This window comes from Kribbella sp. NBC_01510, assembly GCF_045040325.1.
In the GTDB taxonomy this organism is placed as follows: domain Bacteria; phylum Actinomycetota; class Actinomycetes; order Propionibacteriales; family Kribbellaceae; genus Kribbella.
The window spans coordinates 8954134-8973774 of record NZ_CP109418.1 but is presented as its reverse complement, the minus strand read 5'-3'; the positions used below and the strand labels follow the sequence as shown (position 1 = coordinate 8973774).

At 68.6% G+C, this 19641-nt stretch carries 23 protein-coding genes; 8 read left to right on the top strand and 15 right to left on the bottom strand.

Going from position 1 to position 19641, the window contains the following annotated elements; translation table 11 throughout:
* Window position 1 precedes the first annotated feature (1 nt).
* Window positions 2-1288 carry a glycoside hydrolase domain-containing protein gene (locus OG558_RS43655; RefSeq protein WP_405068282.1) on the bottom strand — a complete coding sequence of 429 codons (1287 nt, stop codon included), beginning with the start codon at window positions 1286-1288 and terminating at the stop codon, window positions 2-4.
* A 104-nt stretch (window positions 1289-1392) separates the two neighbouring features.
* Here OG558_RS43655 and OG558_RS43650 point away from each other — a divergent pair, with 104 nt between their 5' ends.
* The 4 genes from OG558_RS43650 (at window position 1393) to OG558_RS43635 (ending at window position 5326) form a co-directional block, all read left to right on the top strand.
* Window positions 1393-1866 (top strand): GyrI-like domain-containing protein, encoded by a 474-nt coding sequence (locus tag OG558_RS43650; protein WP_329480299.1) that lies wholly within the window; start codon window positions 1393-1395, stop codon window positions 1864-1866.
* Complete coding sequence (locus OG558_RS43645) at window positions 1867-2922, top strand: DUF5937 family protein (RefSeq protein ID WP_405068281.1); 1056 nt, start codon at window positions 1867-1869, stop codon at window positions 2920-2922. It abuts the gene before it with no gap.
* A gap of 796 nt (window positions 2923-3718) precedes the next feature.
* Entirely contained in the window at window positions 3719-4507 is a 789-nt protein-coding gene (locus tag OG558_RS43640; RefSeq protein ID WP_405072293.1) for a GNAT family N-acetyltransferase, read from the top strand.
* A 63-nt stretch (window positions 4508-4570) separates the two neighbouring features.
* A complete protein-coding gene (locus tag OG558_RS43635; RefSeq protein ID WP_329480293.1) occupies window positions 4571-5326 on the top strand; it encodes a DinB family protein in 756 nt (251 codons plus the stop codon).
* Between the two features lies 1 nt (window position 5327).
* Here OG558_RS43635 and OG558_RS43630 read toward each other — a convergent pair whose 3' ends face one another.
* Window positions 5328-5714 carry a VOC family protein gene (locus tag OG558_RS43630; protein ID WP_405068280.1) on the bottom strand — a complete coding sequence of 129 codons (387 nt, stop codon included), beginning with the start codon at window positions 5712-5714 and terminating at the stop codon, window positions 5328-5330.
* 65 nt (window positions 5715-5779) lie between these two features.
* On the opposite strand from OG558_RS43630, the gene OG558_RS43625 reads away from it, so the two are divergent.
* Window positions 5780-6022 (top strand): hypothetical protein, encoded by a 243-nt coding sequence (locus OG558_RS43625; RefSeq protein WP_405068279.1) that lies wholly within the window; start codon window positions 5780-5782, stop codon window positions 6020-6022.
* 74 nt (window positions 6023-6096) lie between these two features.
* Window positions 6097-7323 carry an MFS transporter gene (locus OG558_RS43620; protein ID WP_405068278.1) on the top strand — a complete coding sequence of 409 codons (1227 nt, stop codon included), beginning with the start codon at window positions 6097-6099 and terminating at the stop codon, window positions 7321-7323.
* Window positions 7324-7344: 21 nt separating this feature from the next.
* Here OG558_RS43620 and OG558_RS43615 read toward each other — a convergent pair whose 3' ends face one another.
* Complete coding sequence (locus OG558_RS43615) at window positions 7345-8430, bottom strand: FAD-dependent oxidoreductase (protein ID WP_405068277.1); 1086 nt, start codon at window positions 8428-8430, stop codon at window positions 7345-7347.
* A gap of 40 nt (window positions 8431-8470) precedes the next feature.
* Here OG558_RS43615 and OG558_RS43610 point away from each other — a divergent pair, with 40 nt between their 5' ends.
* Window positions 8471-9364 carry a LysR family transcriptional regulator gene (locus OG558_RS43610; RefSeq protein ID WP_405068276.1) on the top strand — a complete coding sequence of 298 codons (894 nt, stop codon included), beginning with the start codon at window positions 8471-8473 and terminating at the stop codon, window positions 9362-9364.
* On the opposite strand, the gene OG558_RS43605 is transcribed toward OG558_RS43610, so the two are convergent.
* The 8 genes from OG558_RS43605 to OG558_RS43570 all read right to left on the bottom strand — a co-directional run bounded on the left by OG558_RS43605 (window position 9361) and on the right by OG558_RS43570 (window position 16662).
* A complete protein-coding gene (locus OG558_RS43605; protein WP_405068275.1) occupies window positions 9361-9843 on the bottom strand; it encodes a 2,4'-dihydroxyacetophenone dioxygenase family protein in 483 nt (160 codons plus the stop codon). The genes OG558_RS43610 and OG558_RS43605 overlap by 4 nt on opposite strands.
* Window positions 9844-9854: 11 nt before the next feature.
* Entirely contained in the window at window positions 9855-10559 is a 705-nt protein-coding gene (locus tag OG558_RS43600; protein WP_405068274.1) for an SDR family NAD(P)-dependent oxidoreductase, read from the bottom strand.
* A 91-nt stretch (window positions 10560-10650) separates the two neighbouring features.
* Complete coding sequence (locus OG558_RS43595) at window positions 10651-11301, bottom strand: hypothetical protein (protein ID WP_329480281.1); 651 nt, start codon at window positions 11299-11301, stop codon at window positions 10651-10653.
* An 87-nt stretch (window positions 11302-11388) separates the two neighbouring features.
* Window positions 11389-12147, bottom strand: a complete 759-nt coding sequence (locus OG558_RS43590; RefSeq protein WP_405068273.1) for a hypothetical protein — start codon at window positions 12145-12147, stop codon at window positions 11389-11391.
* Window positions 12148-12226: 79 nt separating this feature from the next.
* The gene (locus OG558_RS43585) at window positions 12227-13765 is read right to left on the bottom strand and encodes a precorrin-2 C(20)-methyltransferase (protein WP_405068272.1); all 1539 of its coding nucleotides are present in this window, start codon (window positions 13763-13765) and stop codon (window positions 12227-12229) included.
* On the bottom strand, window positions 13762-14394 hold the full coding sequence (locus OG558_RS43580) for a precorrin-8X methylmutase (protein WP_405068271.1): 633 nt from the start codon (window positions 14392-14394) through the stop codon (window positions 13762-13764). The genes OG558_RS43585 and OG558_RS43580 overlap by 4 nt, the downstream gene beginning before the upstream one ends.
* Window positions 14391-15485: a precorrin-3B synthase gene (locus OG558_RS43575; RefSeq protein WP_405068270.1), complete on the bottom strand. Its 1095-nt coding sequence runs from the start codon at window positions 15483-15485 to the stop codon at window positions 14391-14393. Before OG558_RS43575 ends, OG558_RS43580 begins: the two co-directional genes overlap by 4 nt.
* 10 nt (window positions 15486-15495) lie before the next feature.
* A complete protein-coding gene (locus OG558_RS43570) occupies window positions 15496-16662 on the bottom strand; it encodes an MFS transporter (RefSeq protein ID WP_405068269.1) in 1167 nt (388 codons plus the stop codon).
* A gap of 282 nt (window positions 16663-16944) precedes the next feature.
* Here OG558_RS43570 and OG558_RS43565 point away from each other — a divergent pair, with 282 nt between their 5' ends.
* On the top strand, window positions 16945-17427 hold the full coding sequence (locus OG558_RS43565; RefSeq protein WP_405068268.1) for a MarR family winged helix-turn-helix transcriptional regulator: 483 nt from the start codon (window positions 16945-16947) through the stop codon (window positions 17425-17427).
* An 11-nt stretch (window positions 17428-17438) separates the two neighbouring features.
* Here OG558_RS43565 and OG558_RS43560 read toward each other — a convergent pair whose 3' ends face one another.
* From OG558_RS43560 to OG558_RS43545, 4 genes are read right to left on the bottom strand one after another with little or no spacing between them, the layout of a single operon-like run.
* On the bottom strand, window positions 17439-18059 hold the full coding sequence (locus OG558_RS43560) for a dihydrofolate reductase family protein (protein WP_405068267.1): 621 nt from the start codon (window positions 18057-18059) through the stop codon (window positions 17439-17441).
* A complete protein-coding gene (locus OG558_RS43555; protein WP_405068266.1) occupies window positions 18059-18562 on the bottom strand; it encodes an SRPBCC family protein in 504 nt (167 codons plus the stop codon). The genes OG558_RS43560 and OG558_RS43555 overlap by 1 nt, the downstream gene beginning before the upstream one ends.
* Window positions 18563-18565: 3 nt before the next feature.
* Window positions 18566-18907, bottom strand: coding sequence for a metalloregulator ArsR/SmtB family transcription factor (locus tag OG558_RS43550; RefSeq protein ID WP_329480264.1), 342 nt, complete (start codon window positions 18905-18907; stop codon window positions 18566-18568).
* A 31-nt stretch (window positions 18908-18938) separates the two neighbouring features.
* Window positions 18939-19478 carry an NUDIX hydrolase gene (locus OG558_RS43545; RefSeq protein WP_405068265.1) on the bottom strand — a complete coding sequence of 180 codons (540 nt, stop codon included), beginning with the start codon at window positions 19476-19478 and terminating at the stop codon, window positions 18939-18941.
* Window positions 19479-19641: the final 163 nt, after the last annotated feature.

The window sequence follows — 19641 nt, the reverse complement described above, 5'->3', positions numbered from 1 at the left end:
GTCAGCAGCGGCGGATCGGCGCGGTGTAGGTCGTGTTGCTCGCCGTGGCGACGTAGTAGTCGGTGACGTACGAGCCGTCGCTCAGACGGTTCCAGACCGAGGTCGTGCCGACCTTGGTGCCGGGGAGCTGGCAGGTGATCCAGGCCAGTGCCCCGGCCGGCAGCGGGCCCGGGTAGGTCCCGTACGACGTACCCGGGCCGCGCCGCCGGCTCAGGCCGTTGATGGTCGTCTGGAACGGGTAGCTGCAGCCGGGGAGGGGCGCGCTGTAGCCGGGCTTGCTCGGTGTCCGGGTGTAGTAGTCCGTGATATAGGTGCCGTTGATCAGCTTGTTCCAGACGATCGTGGTGCCGATCTTCGCGCCGAAGGTCTGGCAGACGATACTGACTTTCGCGTTCGCGGGGATCGTCGACCTGACCGGATAGGCGGTCGAGGGGCCGCTATAGCTGTGGATGGTCGTCCTGACCGTGTAGAGGTACGAGACACTCGCGACCGGTGCGTCGAACCGGTCGTTGTCGATGTTGAGCGTCACACCGCCGTACGTCTCGGTGTGGTCGCCCCGGTACTGCTTGCCGCGCTGTCCGACCGCCCAGAAGGGGTTAGGGACAGTCGGCCAGCCGGTGAGCGAGCTGCTGAGGTCCCAGCGTGCGATCCACAGCGCATCCGGTCGCGCGTACGACGTGGAGTTGTACGCGGCGGCCAAGTCCGGTGCACCGGAGTTCTGGTGGCCGTAGACGCCGGACAGGTATCGCTGCAGGTGTACTTCCTTCGTCCACGCGGACAGGTAGTGCAGTACGGCGGAACGGCAGACGGCGTTCGTGTTGTCGTAGTTCTCCATGTCGTTGTACATCGCACTGCCCGGCAGGATGCCCAATGCCTTGGCCTTGGCGACCGCGTCATCCGCCTCCCGGACCCCGTCCCGGTTGGAGGAGGTGGTCGACATCTTGTATCTCCGGGTACCGCAGGGTGCCTGAAGACCCAGATAGATCGGGACCAGCCGCCAACCCATCGCCGTGACGGCTGTGACCCAGCCGGCCGTGAGCTGTGGCTGGGCACAGCTGCGGTTGACTCCGCCGATGTAGATGCCGATCGCCTTGTAGGGCGATGCCTTCCATGCGGTCATCTGCGTGAGGGTCGGCGCCGTACAAGTGTCGAACGCCAGTCCCGTGAACCGCGTCGCCGTAGTCCCGGCGTTGTAGGTGAGCGGAGTCGTCGGCTCGGCCAGAGCAGGTGCCGACGGACCTAGTACCAACGTGGCAACAGCAACTACAGCAACCTTGACCTTGAACATGGCGGCCACCCCCGGTCTCAGTACACGCTCAGTCGCCCACCTCGGCAAGCCTGTGCCATCCAGCAGGCGTTAGGTTGAGTCCATTGTCGAGTTGGGAGGATCGCATGCCGGAGATCGTGGAAGTGGGGGAGCGGCCGTACGTCGCGCTGCGGGGCAAGGTCGCGTTGGACGGGATCGCGGCGTTCGCGGACCGGATGCGCGAGGTCATCGACTGGCTCGCCGCGCACGAGATCGCGCCGAACGACGCGCCGTTCTTCAAGTACGACGTGGTCGACATGGAGGCCGGGCTGGTGATGGAGATCGGGTTCCCGGTCGACGACCTGCACCACGGCGAGGGTGAGATCGTCACCGGCGTACTCCCGGCCGGCCGCTACGCGAGCGTGAACTACCACGGCCACCCGGACGGTCTGCTCGACGCCACTCGCGAGCTGCTCGCCTGGGCTTCCGCTGAAGGGCTGGAGTGGGACGCTGTCGGCGACAACTGGACCGCCCGCTTGGAGATCTACAAGTCCGACCCGCGCGAAGTCCCTGACATGGCTGATTGGGACACCGAACTCCAGTTCAAGCTGAAGGACTAAGTGCCGACAGTTCTCGCGGGGCTGAGCCGGCTCGACCCCGAGCGGATCCGGCACGTCGCGTCGCCATTGATCGAGCTGGGCTGCGCGTTGCATGTGCTGGCCGAGCCCCGGCATCACGGGCGGGTTGAGTGGGCGGCTGCGGTGCGGATGCCCGCCGTACTGCGGTCGGAGTTGTCGCAGTGGACGTGGACTGTGCGGGCCGTGCGGGCTCGGTTCTTTGCGATCACTGCCGCGACTGGGGTGCCTTCTTGGGAGGACGAGCTACGCGCTCTGCGTGCGCGTTCTCCGTCGGAGTTGGCTGCTGAGCTGGTGCGGCCATTGCGGGGGCGTCCGTTGAGCGCTCGGACCACTGATACGGACGCCGTACTGCATTGGGCTCGTAGCCGGGGGCGGTCTGTCGCTGCATTGGTCGAGGCGTTGCTGACTGATCCTGCTGAGCCGGTACGTCGGTTTGTCGATCTGCTGGATGCTTGTTGGGTCGAGTGGTTCTCTGCGGTGTGGCAGGAATCGCAGGAGGCGCTGGCGGCGCGGGGCCGGCAGGACCGGGATCTGGCGGTGCGGGACGGCGTGGGGGCGATGCTCCGGTCGCTCGACGGGTCGATCTATGTACGCGACGCGGACAGCGTGGTGGTGCAGAAGGTGCAGAGCAAGCGCGTCGATGTTGCCGCGCGGTCCGTTTTGCTTGTCCCGAGCAACTACATTGCGCCGCATCTCTTCCTGGGCGAGATTCCCGGTGAGCCGCTCACGATCATCTATCCCGTCGGCGGTCGTGGGATCGTCGTACCGACCGCTCATCAAGTCCGTGCCCGGTTGGAAGCGCTCGCCGCCCCCGACCGCCTGCAGGTCTGCCGGGCCGTCGCCAGTGAACCCCGCACTGCCGGCGAAATCGCCGCCCTGTGGGGCCTCCACCCCACCCAGGTCACCCGCCATCTCCGAGCCCTCACCCGAGCCGGCCTGGTAACCGCCGAACGCCAAGGCCGCTTCGTCGCCTACCGCCTGGACGAGTCCGCCCTCACCACCCTCGGCACCGACCTCCTCACCCTCATCATGCGGTGATTCCTCCTCACGTGAGACCCGATGTCCCTGGATCGACGTCGAGGTCGTTGCCGAACTTGCCTTTCGCCCCGGGTCAATTTCAGGGGAGAACCGGCTCTCCTGACTGGTGTGTGGGTGGGGTGGTGTCCCGCGGGAGGGTGCGGTCGCGGTACAGCGGACTTTTCGACACGACGTGTGGCCGACCTGGGCTCACGCAATCGTCCATCACCTGGTCTATGGGGTTCGGTGGGTCTGTGTCCTGGTGCGAGGAGGGTTTTACCCCGGTGCGGGACGAAAACCCTCCCCAAACCGGCAGAAAACCCTCCACCGAAGAGAACGGGGCGCACCCCGGGGCCGGTATCTCCGTGTCCACACCCTGCAGCGCCACGGACCCGTGGCCTGCCCCCTCTCTTCCGGTCCGATCGGGGTCGGGGGAGTCTGGCCTGCCGATCCAGGTGTGCCGATCCAGACGGGTAACGCTCCCCCGATAAACCCCCGCCGATCAACAGCGGCCGACCGTCGACTGTCCGCACCGCTCCCACACGGGTGAGGCGGGACGGAGCGGGAACCGGCCAGGGGCACCACGCAACGCGCTCCGAAACCACCCACATCCAGCAGACGAGCCGGAGAACCTCGCAGTTGCACCCTTCTGCCCACCGCATTCCGGGGGTGCTGGGACCAGATCAGGGGTGAACCCCGAACCTGGCTCGTGGTCATTTCGCCTGGTCCAAAGCGCTTTGCAGGCCGCCGGGGTGGGCTTCGGGGTCGGAGCCTGGAGTGGCGGCGGAGCCGCGGGGTTGTGTTGGATGCAACGGTGATGGACGAACTGCACCTCCGCGCGGCCGCAGACCGCAATGTCGAGGACGCGGTCGAGCACTTCGCTCGATACGGCGACCGCGCGCTCTCGAGTCGGCGCGCTGGCACTCTTCTTGTCGCCTCCGCGACCAACTTCGTCGGAGCGTTCCACAACGCAGCGTTGCGCGTGGCACCCGACACCGACCCTCGTCGGGTCCTGGACGAGGCGCGTGCCTTCGGTAGGGCGCACGGTCGGGCCATCGTGCTGTGGGCGGACACCCATCGCGACTATGACTTGGCTGCGCAAGCCCGTACCGAGGGGCTTCTGCTTCAATCCACCGCGCTCGGCATGGCGCTGCACACGCCGCCACCCGCGCCCGCCGTACCCCGTGATACTGAGCTGCTTCAGGTCATGGATCGCTCCGGCGTGGACGAGTTCGTCGCGGTGCATCGGAGTGTGTTCCGCGATGGCGGCCGGTATGTCGGAGCGGTCGACCACTTCGCGTCGCCGGGCGCGTTGTTGACGCCGAACGTGGCGGCCGTAGTCGCCCGGGTGAACGGCACACCGGTGTCCTGCGCGATGGTCATCCACAGCGGGCGCGCCGCCGGTATCTACTGGGTGGCGACCACGGCCGCAGCGCGCAACCGGGGGCTCGGGACGCTCGTGACCGGGGCCGTCGCACGAATGGGCTTCGAGTACGGAGCCGACATCGTCGTACTCCAAGCCACCGAGCTTGGTGCTCCGGTCTACCGACGGATGGGCTTCGTCCCCTTCACCGACTATCAACGGTTCCTCGTGCCTTGGGAATGAGAGCGGAGACTGTCGGAGGCGCGTGTTAGCTTGCGGCAACTGGGTGCTCGAGGAGGAGAAGTCATGGCAACTTTCGGCCGGTCTGATGACCTGAAGGCGGCGGAGTTCGTCGGTGTGGATCTGAGTGGTGCCCGGTTTGTGGAGAGTGATCTGTCCGGGGTGGTGATGCGCGGGGTCGAGGTGGCGCGGACGGATATCGATGCGCCGTGGCTCGGCGAGGGTGAGTTCTTCCGGATCAATGGTGTCGACGTGATCTCGTTCGTCGAGGCTGAGCTGAACCGGCGCTTTCCCGGTCGCGCGGACCGGCAGGCCGGGGATCCGGATGGTCTGCGTGCGGCCTGGAGGTTGCTCCAGTCCACCTGGGCGGTGACGCTCGAGCGTGCCGCGGCGATGCCGGCCGGGATGGTTGACGTGTCGGTGGACGGGGAGTGGTCGTTCGCGCAGACCCTGCGGCACTTGGTGCATGCGACGGACATGTGGCTGGGCAAGGCGGTTCTGGAGATCGAGCAGCCGTTCCATCCCATCGGCCAACCGGACAGAGACATCGAGGCCGACGGCGTGGACGGGTCGGAGTCCACAACGGACAGACCGTCGTACGACGAGGTGCTCGAGGTCCGGGCGGGTCGGGTCGCGATGGTGAGCGACTTCATTGCCACGGTCACACCGGAGGTGCTGGCCGAGACGCGCCGGAATCCGCACGCCCCCGACCACGCCGAGACAGTCCTCTCGTGCCTGCACGTGATCCTCGAGGAGGAGTGGGAGCACCACCGTTTCGCCGTCCGCGACCTCGACGCGATCGAAGCGGGGTCCGACGCTTGATTCAGTCGGCCGCGGGGACCCAGCACAGGCAGAACGGGTGGCCGGCCGGGTCGGCGTAGACCTGGATACCGCGGGGAGCCGTGCGATCGTCGGTAGCCTTCAGCAGGCGAGCACCCAGGCCGGTCACCCGCTCATGGGCAGCGTCCCAGGCTTCGAGGCCCTCGAAGTAGAAGTCGAAATGGATCTGCTGAGGAGCACCATCGGGCCAGTCCGGCTGCACATGGTTCGGAGCTGACTGGACACCCAGCGCCCACTCGCCGTCGACCCAGATCGAGTGCCATCGGTCGCCCCACTTCTCGACGGTGCCACCCAGGAACCCGGCCCAGAACGTGCTCACCGCATCGATGTCGGCAGCGTCCAAGACGATCATCCGGTGTTTGATCTCCATGACTCGCCAGTGTGGCAGCCCAACCGCCGCGCCACCGTGAGCCGGGGTTTGGCGAGAATGCCGGAATGGATCTGCATCTGCGGTTGCGGGAGGAAGGTGGGCTGGCGGAGCAGATCTATGCGCAGTTGCAGGAGCGGATCAGCGCCGACGTGTTGCCTGCGGGAACAGTGCTGCCGTCGTCGCGGGAGCTCGCCGGCGGCACCGGCCGATACCAAGACGCGACCGGCTTCACCTACCTCAACCAGCACTTCGACACCGACCACTTCGTCACCGAGATCCAGGGCGAGGTCTGCCGCCCGAAGAACTAGACCGGCGGGCTGGTGGATTGACGGGATCTGTCAGTCCAACGGCCGAATCAGGCAGATGGACGTTGGGTTAGGGGGTGACTGGATCTCTCCCGCCGGCCGTGCGCCGGTTGATTGCGGCAACGTTGGTCAACACGCTGGGGAACGGTGTGTACGCGGCTGTCGGCGCGCTCTACCTGACCAGGGCAGCCGGGCTCTCGGTCGGGCAGGTCGGCGTCGGTCTCACGGTGGCCGGGTTGGTCGGGCTGGTGACCAGCACCCCGCTCGGTGTCGTCGCCGATCGGCTCGGGCCCAACCGCGCGTACGTCGGCTTCCTCATCCTCCAGGCGATCACGATGAGTGCGCTGACGCAGGTCCGTTCGTTCGTTCCGTACGTCGTGGTCGCGGGCGTCACCGCGATCGCGGACTCCGGCCAGCGGGGCGCGAAGGGCGCGCTGATCGCCGGCCTGTCCCCGGCCGACCAGCGGGTGCGGACCCGGGCGATCCTGCGCGTGACGACCAACATCGGGATGGGCGCGGGGATGGCGCTGGCCGGGATCGTGCTCGCGGTCGACCGGCGGGAGGTGTACGTCGTCGCCCTGCTGGTGAACGCGGTGACGTACCTGGCCACCGCCGCCCTGGTCCGGTTCGGCCTGCCGGCGGTGGAAAGGGTGCCATCGGCAACTGGTCCGGCCGCGTCGACCGCGTTGAAGGACCGTCCGTTCCTGGTCTTCGTCGCGTTGGACGGCGTACTCAGCATGCACAACGCGATGGCGCAGATCGCGATCCCGCTGTGGGTCGCGACCGCGACGGACGCGCCGCGGTGGTTGATCTCGGTGCTGCTGGTGATCAACTCCGTCGCCGTGGTCCTGCTCCAGATCCGGGTCGCCCGCGGAACCGAAAGCCTTCCCGGCGCCGCCCGCGCCGGGCGCCGGGCCGGCCTTCTGCTGGCCGCCGCGTGTGTGGTCCTGGCCCTCACCGACATCACGTCCGGAGCGATCACCGTCGGCCTGCTGATCGCGGCCGCTCTGGTACACGTTCTCGGCGAGATGCTGCAGTCCGCCGGGGGGTGGGGGATCAGCTTCGAGCTGGCCCCGCCCGGTGCCCAGGGCCAGTACCAAGGCGCGTACGCGATGGGTCACCAAGTCGGCGATCTCATGGCTCCACTCATTCTCACCACCATCGCCGTCACCTGGGGCTGGCCCGGATGGTTGCTCACAGCCACCATCTTTCTCACCGCCGGCACGCTTCTCCCGATCGCCGTCCGACGGCACCCCTGTTGGCCCGAACCGACCGCCGCCCGGGATCAGGTAGCCACCGCGTGAGCACGTGGCTGGTCCAGGAGATCACGACGCGACTGCCCGGTCGGGTCTGACCTCGGGTTTGAGGAGGTCGCGGAGGTCGCGGGCGGCGGTGAAGCCGGCTCGGTTGGCGCCGATGGTGCTGGCAGACGGACCGTACCCGACCAGGTGGATGCGGGGATCGAGGACGGTGGCGGTGCCGTTCATCCGGATGCCGCCAGTGGTCTCGCGGAGGTGGAGGGGAGCGAGGTGGGCCAGGTCGGCGCGGAAGCCGGTAGCCCAGAGGATCGCGTCGACGTGCTCCGAACGCCCGTCGGCCCACTCGACGCCGTCGGGCGTGATGCGGGTGAACATCGGGAGCCGGGTGTAGACGCCACGCTCCCACGCAGCCTGCTCCTGCTCGCGGAGGTGCAGGCCCGTCACACTCACCACACTTCTCGGCGGCAGGCCCGCCCGGACGCGTTCCTCGACCTTCGCGACCACCTTGCGGCCGTACTCGGGATTGAAATCCTCACCGGTCCGCCACTCCGGCGGCCGCCGCGTCACCCAGGTGGTCGTCGCGACCTCGGAGATCTCCGCGAGCAATTGGACCGCCGACGCACCACCGCCGACGACCAGCACGTGCTGTCCGGCGAATTCGGCGGCCCCGTTGTAGTCGGCCGTGTGTAGCTGCCGCCCACGGAAGGTCTCGATCCCCGGATACCAGGGAATGAACGGCCGGTTCCATGTCCCCGTCGCGTTCACCAGAGCCGCCGTACGGTAGCTGCCGGCAGATGTCCGCACCTCGAACCCGCCGTCCACGGCCTGCACGCTCGACACCGTCACCGGCCGCACCACAGGCAACTCGAACCGCTTCTCGTAGTCCGCGAAGTATGACGGCACAAACGCGTTCGCCCGCTCCGGCCCAGCGCTCGACGGCACCGGCACGCCCGGCAGGTTCGCGATCCCGTGCACGTCGTGCATGGTCAGCGAGTCCCACCGATGCTGCCACGCCCCACCCGGCTCCGGGTTCCGGTCCAGGACGACGACCTCGTCGTACGGCGTGAAGCCCAGCCGCACCAGGTGGTACGCAGCCGACAAGCCGGCCTGGCCGGCGCCGATCACCACTACCTCGAGCACATCAGAGGTCAACGTCCGGACCGGCCGCGGTCTTCCCGGCTAGCGTGATGCCATGGATCTCACCGCGGCGTACGGGTTCCGGATGGACTGGCTCGTCAGCTTCGTCGCCGTCGCCCGCCACGGCGGGTTCTCGGCCGCGGCCAAGGCGACCTTCCGCTCCCAATCGCGGATCAGCGAACACATCGCCGAGCTGGAGAAGGCCCTCGGTGTGCAGCTCTTCGACCGCACCACCCACCCGGCCAGACTTACTCCGGAAGGACGTGCACTCGTCCCGCACGCCGAGGAGATCCTCAACCGACTCAACGACCTGGCGTCTGCCGGGGGCGAGGTCCGCTTCGGCACTTACCCGAGCGCCGCGGCCTGGCTCTTCCCTCAAGTGGTAAGACGCCTGCCCACGGAGATCAGGCTGCATCTGGTCGAGGGGCCGAGCATCGACCTCGAAGGCGCCCTCGGGCGGGGTGACGTCGACCTCGCGATCCGGCCGGTCCATCCGCTGGTGGCGTCGGAGTCGCTGCAGCATGAGATCCTCTGGACCGAGCCGCTGGTCGCCGTGTTCCAGGATGGCCACCCGCTGGCCGCGGCGCCCGAGGTCAGCCTCGGGGAGTTGGCCGAGTTGCCGCTGATCTCGATCGGAGAAACCTCGGGCGTCCGCCAGTTCGAGTCACACCTTGCGTTCGCCTCCGCTGGACTCAACCCGGAGAGTGTCTTCCGCACCAACCAGCCGCAAACCCTGCTCTCGCTGGTCCGCCACGGTCTGGGCACAGGCGTCACCAACGCACTCGCGGTCACCACCGCCAACCTCACCGGCGTACGCCTGGTCCCGATCAGCGACTCAGGAGTGGAGCGGCAGGTGGCGCTCTTCGTCCACCGCGACCGGCCGCGCACCCCGGCGCTGGACCAGGTGATCACCGCGGTCCGCGCCGTACCCGCGCCCGACCTGGGCTAGCGGATGAATTGGTCGACGTAGTCCGCTCCGAGCCCGTTCGACCCGTAGTGGTCGCGGCAGAGCTGGATCTTGGTGAACGTGTCCTCGTACCCGGTCTGGTTGCCCTCGTCGTCGACGTAGATCATCGCGCCGGAGATGTTGAAGAACGTGATCATCTCGGTGCAGTCCTCGGGCACTCGCAGCGTGTGGATCTCGCCCGGCGGCTCGTACACGAACGATCCCGTCTCCGCGACCCATCCGTGCTCGTCGTACTGCCACTTGCCCTTGATCACATAGCCGAAGACCGCGCTCGGGTGCCGGTGCCGGGACACGATGCCGGACCGGGTGACCTTGAGCAGGTTGCACCACTGACCGGTGACCGTGTTCAGCATCAACGGCCGGAACCATACGTCCGGCGTCTGCGGCACCCACAGCCGCTCGTCCTCGGGCACCGCCGGTACGGCGATCTCCGCGGGCACACCTGCTGAAACCGGGATCATCGACTGCTCCTTCACATGCTCTGGTATCCGCCGTCGACGGGTACGACGGTGCCGGTGACGAACCCCGCGTCCGGCCCGGCGAGGAACGCGATCACACCGGCGACCTCGGCGGGCGTGCCCCAGCGGGCCATCGGCGTCCGGGAAAGGATCCGGTCGGAGGCGACCGGATCGGCTTGCAGCGCGGCGGTCAGGTCGGTGGCGATCCAGCCGGGCGCGACCGCGTTCACCCGGATGCCGTCCGCGGCCCACGCGACCGCGAGCGACTTGGTCAGCTGGACGATCCCACCCTTGCTGGCGCTGTACGCCGGTACGAGCGGACCACCGAAGTAGCTCAGCATCGACGCGACGTTGACGACACAGCCCCGGCTCGCGGAGAGCAGGTCGTGCGCCGCCTCGGCCGCTCGCATCGCGCCGGTCAGGTTGATCTCGACGACCTCGCGGAACACGTCTGGCCGGTGCTCGTCACCTCGCCGGATGATGCCGGCCGCGTTCACCAGGACGTCGAGGCCGTTGAGCGACTCGATCAGGTTCTCGAGGGCGTGCGGCTCGCGCAGATCGAGCTCGCGAACGTCGGCGACTCTCCGCAGCTCCGGCGGGGCCTCCGAGCCGCCCAGGCCGGCGGCGATCACGGTCGCGCCGTCGGCGCCGAACCGCAGCGCGGTGGCCGCGCCGATCCCACTCGTGCCTCCGACGACGAGCGCAGTACGGGTTGACATGTCCGGCATCCTGCACGGCGCCGGCACCTCGGGCAAGGAAGACCCGGACGGCGGATGGGAGCTATCCGCCGTCCGGGTCTGGTCCCTGCTGTCAGTCGCCGCTGAGGTCGATGCGGCGGTGGTAGCGCTGCCCGGCCTTGCCGCCGACCAGCGCGGCCAGCAGCGTGACCACGACAGCCGCCGCGAGGGCGACCAGTCCGCCCGCGGTCAGCGTGTGGACCGCGATCGGCAGTGACGGCAGATCCACCCGGTTCAGGACGTCGTACTGCGAGCCGGCCAGTGCCGCGATGCCCGCGACGACGACCGTCACGAGTACGCCGATCAGCCAGACGCCGAAGCCCTGCCGGGCACCGTCGAACCGGGCCAGCCGGCCGGCTACGTACCCGCCGTTGTAGTAGGCGATCGCCAGGATCACGACCAGGACCGCGCCGGACACGACGCCGATCGTGCCCGCGTCGGCCTTGGCCGCGGTCCAGTCGATCGGGGTCGCGTAGTCCACGCCGGCCGCGATGGCGCCGACGATTCCGGTCAGCAGGGCGATCAGTCCGATCGCGACCAGCCAGCCGAAGAACGCGGAACCGCCTTTGAACCCCCGGTACGCCGGGTCCACCTCAGTGGCGGCCGAAGTCCGGACGTCCGCTCGGTGCGTCGGCTGGGTCTCTTGCTCGTGCTCAGCGCGGCGCAGCGTGCGGGTCTCGTCGAGCTGCTGTGTATCCGTGTCGTCACGGTAGTGCTGGACCATCGTCAGTTCTCCTCACCGGCAGGCCCCGTGCACCCGTCCGGTACCCGCGAAACCGCTGGCCATGCGTGGTGAGGTGGTAACTGCCCGCTAGTCGAGCAAACGGTCGATCTTGTCGTGGTACCGCTGGCCGGCCTTCCCACCGAGGATCGCGAACATCAGCGTCAGCAGGACCAGCGTCGCCGCCGCGATGATTCCGCCCATGGTGAGCGTGTCGTTGGACAGCGCCACGTCCGGCCGGTTGATGTCGGCGATGAGGTCGTACTGGTTGTTCAGTAGCGCGCCTCCGCCGGCCGCGAGGACCGAGACCAGCAGCGCGATCATCCAGACGCCGAAGCCCTGCCGTCCGCCGTCGAAGCGAGCGAGCCGGCCGGCGACGTACCCACCGGCGTAGAAGGCCAGGCTCAGCATGAAGACGGCGACAGCCGCAGCGGTGATGGCCGCTGCGCCGGGGTCGGCCTTCGCGTCGGTACTGGTGTAGTCCAGGACCTGCGCGGTGCCGAGGGCCGCCGCGGAGACGGCGGCGAGCAGCAGCACCGACATGGCGATCGCGATCAGCCACCCGAAGAACGCCGCACCGAACTTGAAGCCGCGGTAGGACAGCAGCTCCGGGTCTACGTCCGGCTCAACGGCCGTCCAGCTGGCGGGCGTCCGGAGTGTCCCCGTCGTCGTTGGCTGGGTCCCCGTCGCCGGTGGTTGGGTCCCCGTCGTCGGTGCCTGGTCCGCGGGGATCGAAATGGTGCTCATCGCGCGGTTTGCCGCCTCTCGCATCTGTTCGTAGCGCTGCGTGCTGGTCGTTTCGGGGTCGGGCGTCGTGATCGTGGCGGCCTCGCCGTACTGCTGGGCCATGTCCGCTGTTCTCCTCACTGGTCAGCCTCGCGCGGTGTCTACCCCGCCGGAGCGCGTCTGACACAGGCGGAGGGCGGATTTAACCAGCCCCTGGCGTGGACTCACTCACTGTCGCCGGGTAGCGGCGCGGAGTGAAGACCAGGGGGCCGGCCGGGCGGGGCACGGTGCGGGTCTGCGACGAGCCGACCAGCAGCAGGCACCGCATGTCAACTGCCTCCGGGGCCAGTTCAGCCAGGGTTGTGACCGTGATAGCTTCCTGCGGGCCGCCCACGTCGCGGCCGATGACGACCGGAGTGTCCGCGGAACGGTGTTCGAGCAGCAGGTCACGGGTCGCGGCCACCTGCCAGGTGCGGGACTTCGAGGCGGGGTTGTAGATCGCGATCGCGAGGTCCGCTCGAGCTGCCGCCGTCAGCCGCTGGGCGATGACTTTCCAGGGCTTGAGCCGGTCCGACAGCGACAGCACGCAGTAGTCGTGCCCGAGCGGTGCTCCGACCCGGCTGGCGACGGCCTGAGCCGCGGTCATGCCGGGCAGCACGCGTACGGCGATATCGGCGTACTCGGGCGCCGACGCGACCTCGGTGACCGCACTGGCCATCGCGAACACCCCGGGGTCACCGGACGAGACCACGACCACGGTCGAGCCCTTGCGCGCCAGGTCGAGGGCGAACGCGGCCCGCTCGGACTCGACCCGGTTGTCCGACCCGTGCTTGCGCTGACGGGCGCGGTCCGGCAGGCGGTCGACGTACGGGCCGTAGCCGATCAGGTCGTCGGCCCCCGCGATCGCGGCGCGCACCTCGGGGGTCATCCACTCCGGCCCGGCCGGTCCGAGGCCGACCACGGTGACCGAACCGTCCGTGGCGGTTTTGGGCGCCGGGGGAGTGAAGGTGTTGTTGATCGGGCTCGGGAGCAGGGCGAGGGAGAAGTACGGGACGTCGTTCGGGTCCACCTCGTTGAGGGGAGCCGTCCGCTGCGCGTCGGTTGTCGCACGTTCGACGTACCAGGCCTCGTCGGCGCGTCCGGCCAGCTCGAAGGCCTCGCGGACGTTGTGGAACGTCCGGCCGAGCTTCATCACCGCTGCAGCGTCGGTGCTGCGGAGGCGGTCGGCGAGGACGTCCGGTGGCAGGGTCCCGGGCAGCACGGTGAGGATCTCGTCCCGCTCGCATAGCGGCCGTCCGAGTACGGCGGCCGCCGCGCTCACCGAGGTCACGCCGGGGACGACCTCACACGGGTAGCGGTCGGCCAGCCGCTTGTGCATGTGCATGTAGGAGCCGTAGAAGAGCGGATCGCCCTCGGCCAGTACGACGACGTCGCGGCCGGCTTCGAGATGCGCGGCGAGCCGCGCGGCGCAGTCGGCGTAGAAGTCGTCCATCGCGCCCTGGTAGCCGCCGGGATGATCAGTGGTCTCGGTCGTCAGCGGGTAGACCAGGTGCTCCTCGAGTTGACCTTCCCTCAGGTACGGCGCTGCCACACTTCGCGCGATGCTCCGGCCGTGACGCGCACTGTGAAGCGCGATCACCTCGGCGGCACCGATCAGCCGGGCCGCCTTCACCGTCACGAGCTCCGGATCGCCAGGTCCCAGCCCGACACCCCACAACCGTCCGATGCGGTCGCCCATCATTCTTCCTCGCTTGCGATCGCGTTGACAGCCGCGGCGGTGATGGCACTCCCACCGCGACGTCCGCGCACTACCAGGTACTCCAGCCCGAACTCGTTCGCCGCCAGCGCGTCCTTGGATTCCGCCGCGCCGATGAACCCGACCGGGATCCCGAGGATCGCGGCCGGCCGCGGCGCGCCGTCCTTCAGCAGCTCGAGCAGGCGGAACAGGGTCGTCGGAGCGTTGCCAATAGCAACGACCGAGCCGCTGAGGTGCTCATCCCAGAGATCGACCGCCGCGGCACTCCGGGTGGTCCGCAACTCGTGCGCCAGCTCGACAGTCCTCGGATCCTGGAGTGTGCAGATCACCTGGTTGTCCGCGGGCAGCCGGCGCCGGGTGATGCCGGCCGCCACCATCTGCGCGTCACACAGGATCGGCGCGCCACCCTGCAGCGCAGCCCGCGCGTTCTTGACGACATTCGGCGACCAGGCTAGGTCCGCGACCAGATCGGTCATCCCACACGCATGGATCATCCGTACGGCGACCTGCGCCACGTCGGCCGGAAGCTCGCCAAGTGCCGCCTCACGCCGGATCGTCGCGAACGACCGCCGGTAGATCTCCGCGCCGTCCCGCACGTACTCGAACCCGCTCATATCCGCTCCCCGTCCACCAGATATCCATTGCCCACAGCAACCACATCCACAAAGTCCCCGGCCGGCTTCCCGCACCGCCGCTCACACCCCGACCAATGCACCCGGCGCCCGTCCCGCTCCATCCCCGGCACCACCCGCCAGGCGTCCGCCCGAACATCCGCCAAGGCTTTCCCGCACCCCGGCCGCCCCGCACACGCCGTCACACCCTCCCAGACCGAGTCCGCGGTAGTAACCAACCCAACCCGCTCCAGCTCTTCGGTCGACACCACCGGCACCACAACCGACCGCCATGGCGTGAGCCGGACCTCGTCAGCAACCTCGGTGAGCACACCAGCCTGTTCCTGGGTGAGGCTTCCCAGTGGGACAGTCACCACGAGTGCAGACCCGTGCCGACCCGCCGCGACCGTGGTGCTCGTCGTCGGGAGGTCCTCGGTCGGCTGCAGCTCGAGCCGGCTGAGGATTCGGTTCTCGCCGTCCTCTAGCTCCGCGATCCGCCACTCCTGGGCGTCGCGCTCGGCCAGGAACGCCTCAGCTGCTGCAACCATGAAGCCGGCCGCATCACTCCACCGCACCCGGACACCGCGGGTACCGACGCTCAGGAGGGCCTCGCGGTCGTCTATCGCTCGGACAGAGACATCAGCCCGCACGCCGGCCAGGTCACCGCGACCGTCGTCCAAGGCGAACAGGAAGCGGCCTGGCAGCTCGGCCAGCGCAGGGCGGGCGCGGAGCTCTCGGTCGACCGCGGCAGCCACCGGGAGTACGTCGTACCGGGACTCCTGGTCCAGACCGGAGAGCGGGGACGCGAGGATGTTGCGGACTCGCTCATGCGTCAGCGACGGCAGCAGTCCGGCCGCGTAGAGCCGGTCCGACAGCTCGCGTGGTCCGTCTGGCCTTAGCGCGCGGATCTGCACGTTCCCGCGCGAGGTCAGCTCCAGTCGCCCGTCGCCCAGCTCTCGCGTGGCCGACCGGAGCACCTCGAGCTGCTGAACGCTGAGCACTCCACCCGGTATCCGCACCCGCGCGAGACCGCCGTCGGCTGCCTGGTGTACCGCCAGCACACCAGGGCACCGATCGGTCTGAGTCCTCGCCACAACCGCGATGCTACGTGCCCGGCACCTCCTGTGTTCTGGACCACAGCAGCACGCCGACCGTGAGTGCTGCGCCCACCCCGCCGCACACCATCGCCGCCGATACAGACCACGCGTCGACCACCAGTCCGCCCAGCAACGCCCCGATCGACAGCACTGCCTGGAACGACGAGGTGAAGAGTACGGTCGCAGCCTCCCGTGAATGCGGTGCGGCCTTCGCGAACATGCTCATCGAGCACACCGGGATCCCGCCGTACCCGAGTCCCCACACCACCAACAGCAGCAGGGCTCCCGCCGTACTGCGACCCACGACAGGCATCAGCAGCGTTGCCGTCGCGATCAGACCAGCGCAGCCGGCGAACGTGAGCGTGAGGTTGCGGGCGGCCGCAGTACCGGCCACGAGGTTCCCCACCAGGCCGGCGGCGCCGTAGATCAACAGGAACACCCCGATCAGCTCCGGCCGTACGACGTCCCGCAGCAAAGGCGTCACGTAGGTGTAGGTGGCGAAGTGCGCCGTCACGATCAGGCAGGTGACGATGAGTGCGTTCCGACTGCCTCGCAGCGCATCCCGCAGTACGGCGGGCCGCGTGACCTGCAACGGCGGCAGCGGAGGGACAGTGATGTAGAGCGCGGCGAGCACGACCAGTGAGAGCACTCCGAGCGCGACGAACGACGTACGCCACCCTGCCAGCTCACCCACGAACGTCCCCACAGGTACGCCGAGCACCGAGCCGAGTGGGACCGCGGAGAAGATGACTGCGGTCGCGCGTACGGTCCACTGCTCAGGGACCAGTCGCCCGGCCAGGCCGGCGCCGATCGACCAGAAGCCGCCGATGGTCAGGCCGACCAGGGAGCGGGCGAACAGTTCGAGCGAGTAGACCGGAGCGGCCGCGGCGAGGAAGCCGGCCGCGGCGAGCAGCACCATCAGGGCACACAGCATCAGGCGCCGGTCGAGCCGGGCTGTTACGACTGTCACGACCGGTGCGGCGACGGCCGCGACCAGGCCGGGCATGGTCATCAGCCAGCCGGTGCGGCCCGGTGTCAGGGCGAAGTCGCTGCCGATCGGGGTCAGCAGTCCGATCGGCAGGATCTCGGTGGTGACGATGGCGAAGATCCCCAGCGTCACCGCGACCACTCCGAGCCACCGGACGGTCGGCGTACGCGCTGCTGTGACAGTCATGCGAGCAACTCAACCTCGCCGCCCGCGCCCCGACTCGCGGCTTTGCGACAGTGCCCTTGGGAGCAAGCTGGACGTCGTTCTTCCGCTATGGCGCCGGCTGCCGTTGCCGGGGGCCAAGGCTTTGCGCGAGTGCGGCCGGGTTGTCGGTGGGGCGTGGCTGGGTCGGCGGCATGGTGCTCAGGGACCGGCCGTGGCCGGCGGACGACTCGACGCTGCGGCACCCGGGGAGAATGATCTGCAGCGGATCATCTTTCAGTAGATAATCCGCGCTATGCTCGGATCATGGCGAAGACACCACCGCGGACGGTTCCCGACCTCACCGGCTACCTCACGCATGCCGGTCACGTCCTCGAGACCCGGCTGTCCGCGGCGCTGGCGGACGTCGGGCTGACGGTGCGGATGCAGTGCGTCCTGCGGCACGCGCTCGAGGAGGAGCGCACCCAGATCCAGCTCGCCGAACTCGCGTACATGGACAAGACGACCATGGTCGTCACCGTCGACGCCCTCGAGAAGGCCGGCTACGCCGAACGCAAGCCCTCCGCCACCGACCGCCGGGCCCGCATCATCGCCGTCACCGAAGCCGGCGCCAAGATCGCCGCCGAAGGTCAGCAAATAGTCGACCGAGTCCACGCCGAGGCTCTAGCCGCCCTCACCGCCCCCCAACGCAAGCCCTTCGTAGACGCCCTGATCACCCTGGTCGACGGCCACCTCTCCACCCCCGTAGAGGCCCAGCCTGTACGCCGCCCCCGCCAACGCGCCAGCTAACAGCCGGCCGCCTACCGCTGCCGGACGGCGTAGGTCAGGTGCGTCACCCTCGGGGAGGGCTCCGCGCGGATCGGCTCCAGGGCCACGCGGTCCGCGTCCACGCCCTCGAACAGGCGGACTCCGGAGCCGAACAACACGGGCGACAGCGCGATCGAGAACTCGTCGATCAGGCCGGCGTTCACGTACTCCAGGATCGTCGCACCGCCGCCGGCGATGCGGACGTCGCGGTCGCCGGCGGCCTCGCGGGCCTGGTCGAGTGCGGCCTCGATGCCGTCGTTGACGAAGTGGAAGGTGGTCCCGCCCGGCCGCTCCCAGGGGTCACGCTTCTCGTGCGTCACGACGAAGACCGGCGTGTGGAACGGCGCCTCCTCCGGCCACATCTGCTCGCCGGCGTCGAACATGCGCTTGCCCATGATGCTCGCGCCGGTGCGCTCGAACGTCTCCCGCGCGATGTCGTTGTCGCGCCCTTCCTCGCCGCCCTCGCCGAGCTTCAGATTCTCCCGGAAGAACCGCAGCGGGAAGACCCACCGCTGCAGTTCCATCCACTGCTTCCCCATCAATTCCCCGAGAGACCCGGGCGCGATGAAGCCGTCCAGCGACATCGACACACCGAAGAACACTTTCCCGGCCATCAGTCCTCAACTCCCTTGACGATCTCGGTGACGTAGGCAGCCAGGCTGCTCAAGGTCTGCTGGCCGCCCTCGATTGCGTGGTACTTCTCGACCGCCTCGTCGCGCAGCTTCTTGGTGGGGAACAACGCGCGCATCTCGATCCGGGTCGCCGCACCGTCGAGGTCGAACGTCACGACCGACTCGAAGGCGTTCGGGTCGCCGCGGAACTCACCATGCAGCATCGCGATCCGCTCCGGTGGGACGATCGCGGTCCAGGTGATCCACTCGGGGTAATCGGTCCCGTCCGGCCCGTGCTGTACGAAGTCCCACTCCCCGCCCTCGCGGAACTCGAAGGACCGCGTGGTCGTGGTGAACCCCTCCGGACCCCACCACCGCGACAAGTGCCGGACCTCGGTGAACGCCTCGAACACCAGCTCCCGCGGGGCGTCGATGACCCGGGAGATCACGATCTCCCGGTCGGCCGTCGCCGGCTCCGTCCGCGTTTCTTGCCTTGCCCCTGCCATCGGTCAGTCCTCCTGCCGTGTCTGCTTGAGATCCTGCACGTAGCTGTCCAGCCGGTCGAAACTCTCGTTCCAGAATTGCTCGAATCCGCCGACCCACTCGTGGATCGGCCGTAGCCCGCGGGCGTCCAGGCCGTAGAGGCGCTGCTTGCCTGCCTTGCGGTCCCGCACCAGACCGACCTCCCGGAGCACCCGCAGGTGCTTGGACGCCCGCGGCTGGCTCATCCCCAGCTCCTGGGCCAGGTCGGTCACCGGACGCTCACCCGCCCGCAGCAGCACCAGGATGTCCCGGCGCTGCGGCTCGGCGATCGCGTTGAACGCGTCCGACGTCGTCGCTGCTCGTGCCATGGACGCCATCATATGCCTATATCGGCATGCGTCAAGGCGAGCTGAACCAGGCGGGTCTCGTCAGATGACGATCGTGACCCTCGTCAGCTGCGACCGGGGATTTCGATTCACTGATGTCGATCGGGTCTGGTGGCGCGCCGTCGATCAGGAGGTCTGTCAGTAGGCGGCCGAGGCGGGGCGGGTAGATCGTCTCGGCCGCTTCGCTCAGCTCCCGCGCCTGCCACCATCGGAAGCCCACGACGCTGCGGGCTTCACCCTCAGTCAATTGCGCCGGCGCCGGCTCGAAGTGATTCACCGTGTACATCAGCCACTCTTCGTGGACCTCGACGACCCGGCCGTCGTACTCGTACAGGTGGTCGCGTCGCCAGACCGGGAGTCCCGGCGGGAGGTCGACCAAGCCGGTCTCTTCGTAGGCCTCGCGACCCGCTGCATCCTGCAATGTCTCGCCAGGCTCGACGCCGCCGCCCACGGGATACCAGCACTCCGCCTGTGTCTGCGGGTCCTTGGCGTGGATGAGCAGTAGCCGGTGGTCCTCGTCCAGCAGCACAAGCTTCACCGCAAGTCGTGCCACGGCCCGAACAGTAGCCGGGCCAAGGCGCCCATCCCGTCTGTCCGATCATTCCCGGCCCCTGCCGCTCCTGGAACAGCCGCCCACCGAGTCGTGGTGTATGGCTGCGCACCGAAACCGCGAGTCGTGGACTGTGGTTGTGAAGTGCCGGGTGTCGGCAGCCGTA

Excerpts from the sequence above, each read along its gene's own strand:
- OG558_RS43655 (WP_405068282.1), bottom strand. The coding sequence starts at position 1,288 with ATGTTCAAGGTCAAGGTTGCTGTAGTTGCTGTTGCCACGTTGGTACTA.
- OG558_RS43650 (WP_329480299.1), top strand. The coding sequence starts at position 1,393 with ATGCCGGAGATCGTGGAAGTGGGGGAGCGGCCGTACGTCGCGCTGCGG.
- OG558_RS43640 (WP_405072293.1), top strand. The coding sequence starts at position 3,719 with ATGGACGAACTGCACCTCCGCGCGGCCGCAGACCGCAATGTCGAGGAC.
- OG558_RS43635 (WP_329480293.1), top strand. The coding sequence starts at position 4,571 with ATGGCAACTTTCGGCCGGTCTGATGACCTGAAGGCGGCGGAGTTCGTC.
- OG558_RS43630 (WP_405068280.1), bottom strand. The coding sequence starts at position 5,714 with ATGGAGATCAAACACCGGATGATCGTCTTGGACGCTGCCGACATCGAT.
- OG558_RS43625 (WP_405068279.1), top strand. The coding sequence starts at position 5,780 with ATGGATCTGCATCTGCGGTTGCGGGAGGAAGGTGGGCTGGCGGAGCAG.
- OG558_RS43610 (WP_405068276.1), top strand. The coding sequence starts at position 8,471 with ATGGATCTCACCGCGGCGTACGGGTTCCGGATGGACTGGCTCGTCAGC.
- OG558_RS43605 (WP_405068275.1), bottom strand. The coding sequence starts at position 9,843 with ATGATCCCGGTTTCAGCAGGTGTGCCCGCGGAGATCGCCGTACCGGCG.
- OG558_RS43600 (WP_405068274.1), bottom strand. The coding sequence starts at position 10,559 with ATGTCAACCCGTACTGCGCTCGTCGTCGGAGGCACGAGTGGGATCGGC.
- OG558_RS43595 (WP_329480281.1), bottom strand. The coding sequence starts at position 11,301 with ATGGTCCAGCACTACCGTGACGACACGGATACACAGCAGCTCGACGAG.
- OG558_RS43590 (WP_405068273.1), bottom strand. The coding sequence starts at position 12,147 with ATGGCCCAGCAGTACGGCGAGGCCGCCACGATCACGACGCCCGACCCC.
- OG558_RS43585 (WP_405068272.1), bottom strand. The coding sequence starts at position 13,765 with ATGATGGGCGACCGCATCGGACGGTTGTGGGGTGTCGGGCTGGGACCT.
- OG558_RS43580 (WP_405068271.1), bottom strand. The coding sequence starts at position 14,394 with ATGAGCGGGTTCGAGTACGTGCGGGACGGCGCGGAGATCTACCGGCGG.
- OG558_RS43570 (WP_405068269.1), bottom strand. The coding sequence starts at position 16,662 with ATGACTGTCACAGCAGCGCGTACGCCGACCGTCCGGTGGCTCGGAGTG.
- OG558_RS43565 (WP_405068268.1), top strand. The coding sequence starts at position 16,945 with ATGGCGAAGACACCACCGCGGACGGTTCCCGACCTCACCGGCTACCTC.
- OG558_RS43560 (WP_405068267.1), bottom strand. The coding sequence starts at position 18,059 with ATGGCCGGGAAAGTGTTCTTCGGTGTGTCGATGTCGCTGGACGGCTTC.
- OG558_RS43555 (WP_405068266.1), bottom strand. The coding sequence starts at position 18,562 with ATGGCAGGGGCAAGGCAAGAAACGCGGACGGAGCCGGCGACGGCCGAC.
- OG558_RS43550 (WP_329480264.1), bottom strand. The coding sequence starts at position 18,907 with ATGGCACGAGCAGCGACGACGTCGGACGCGTTCAACGCGATCGCCGAG.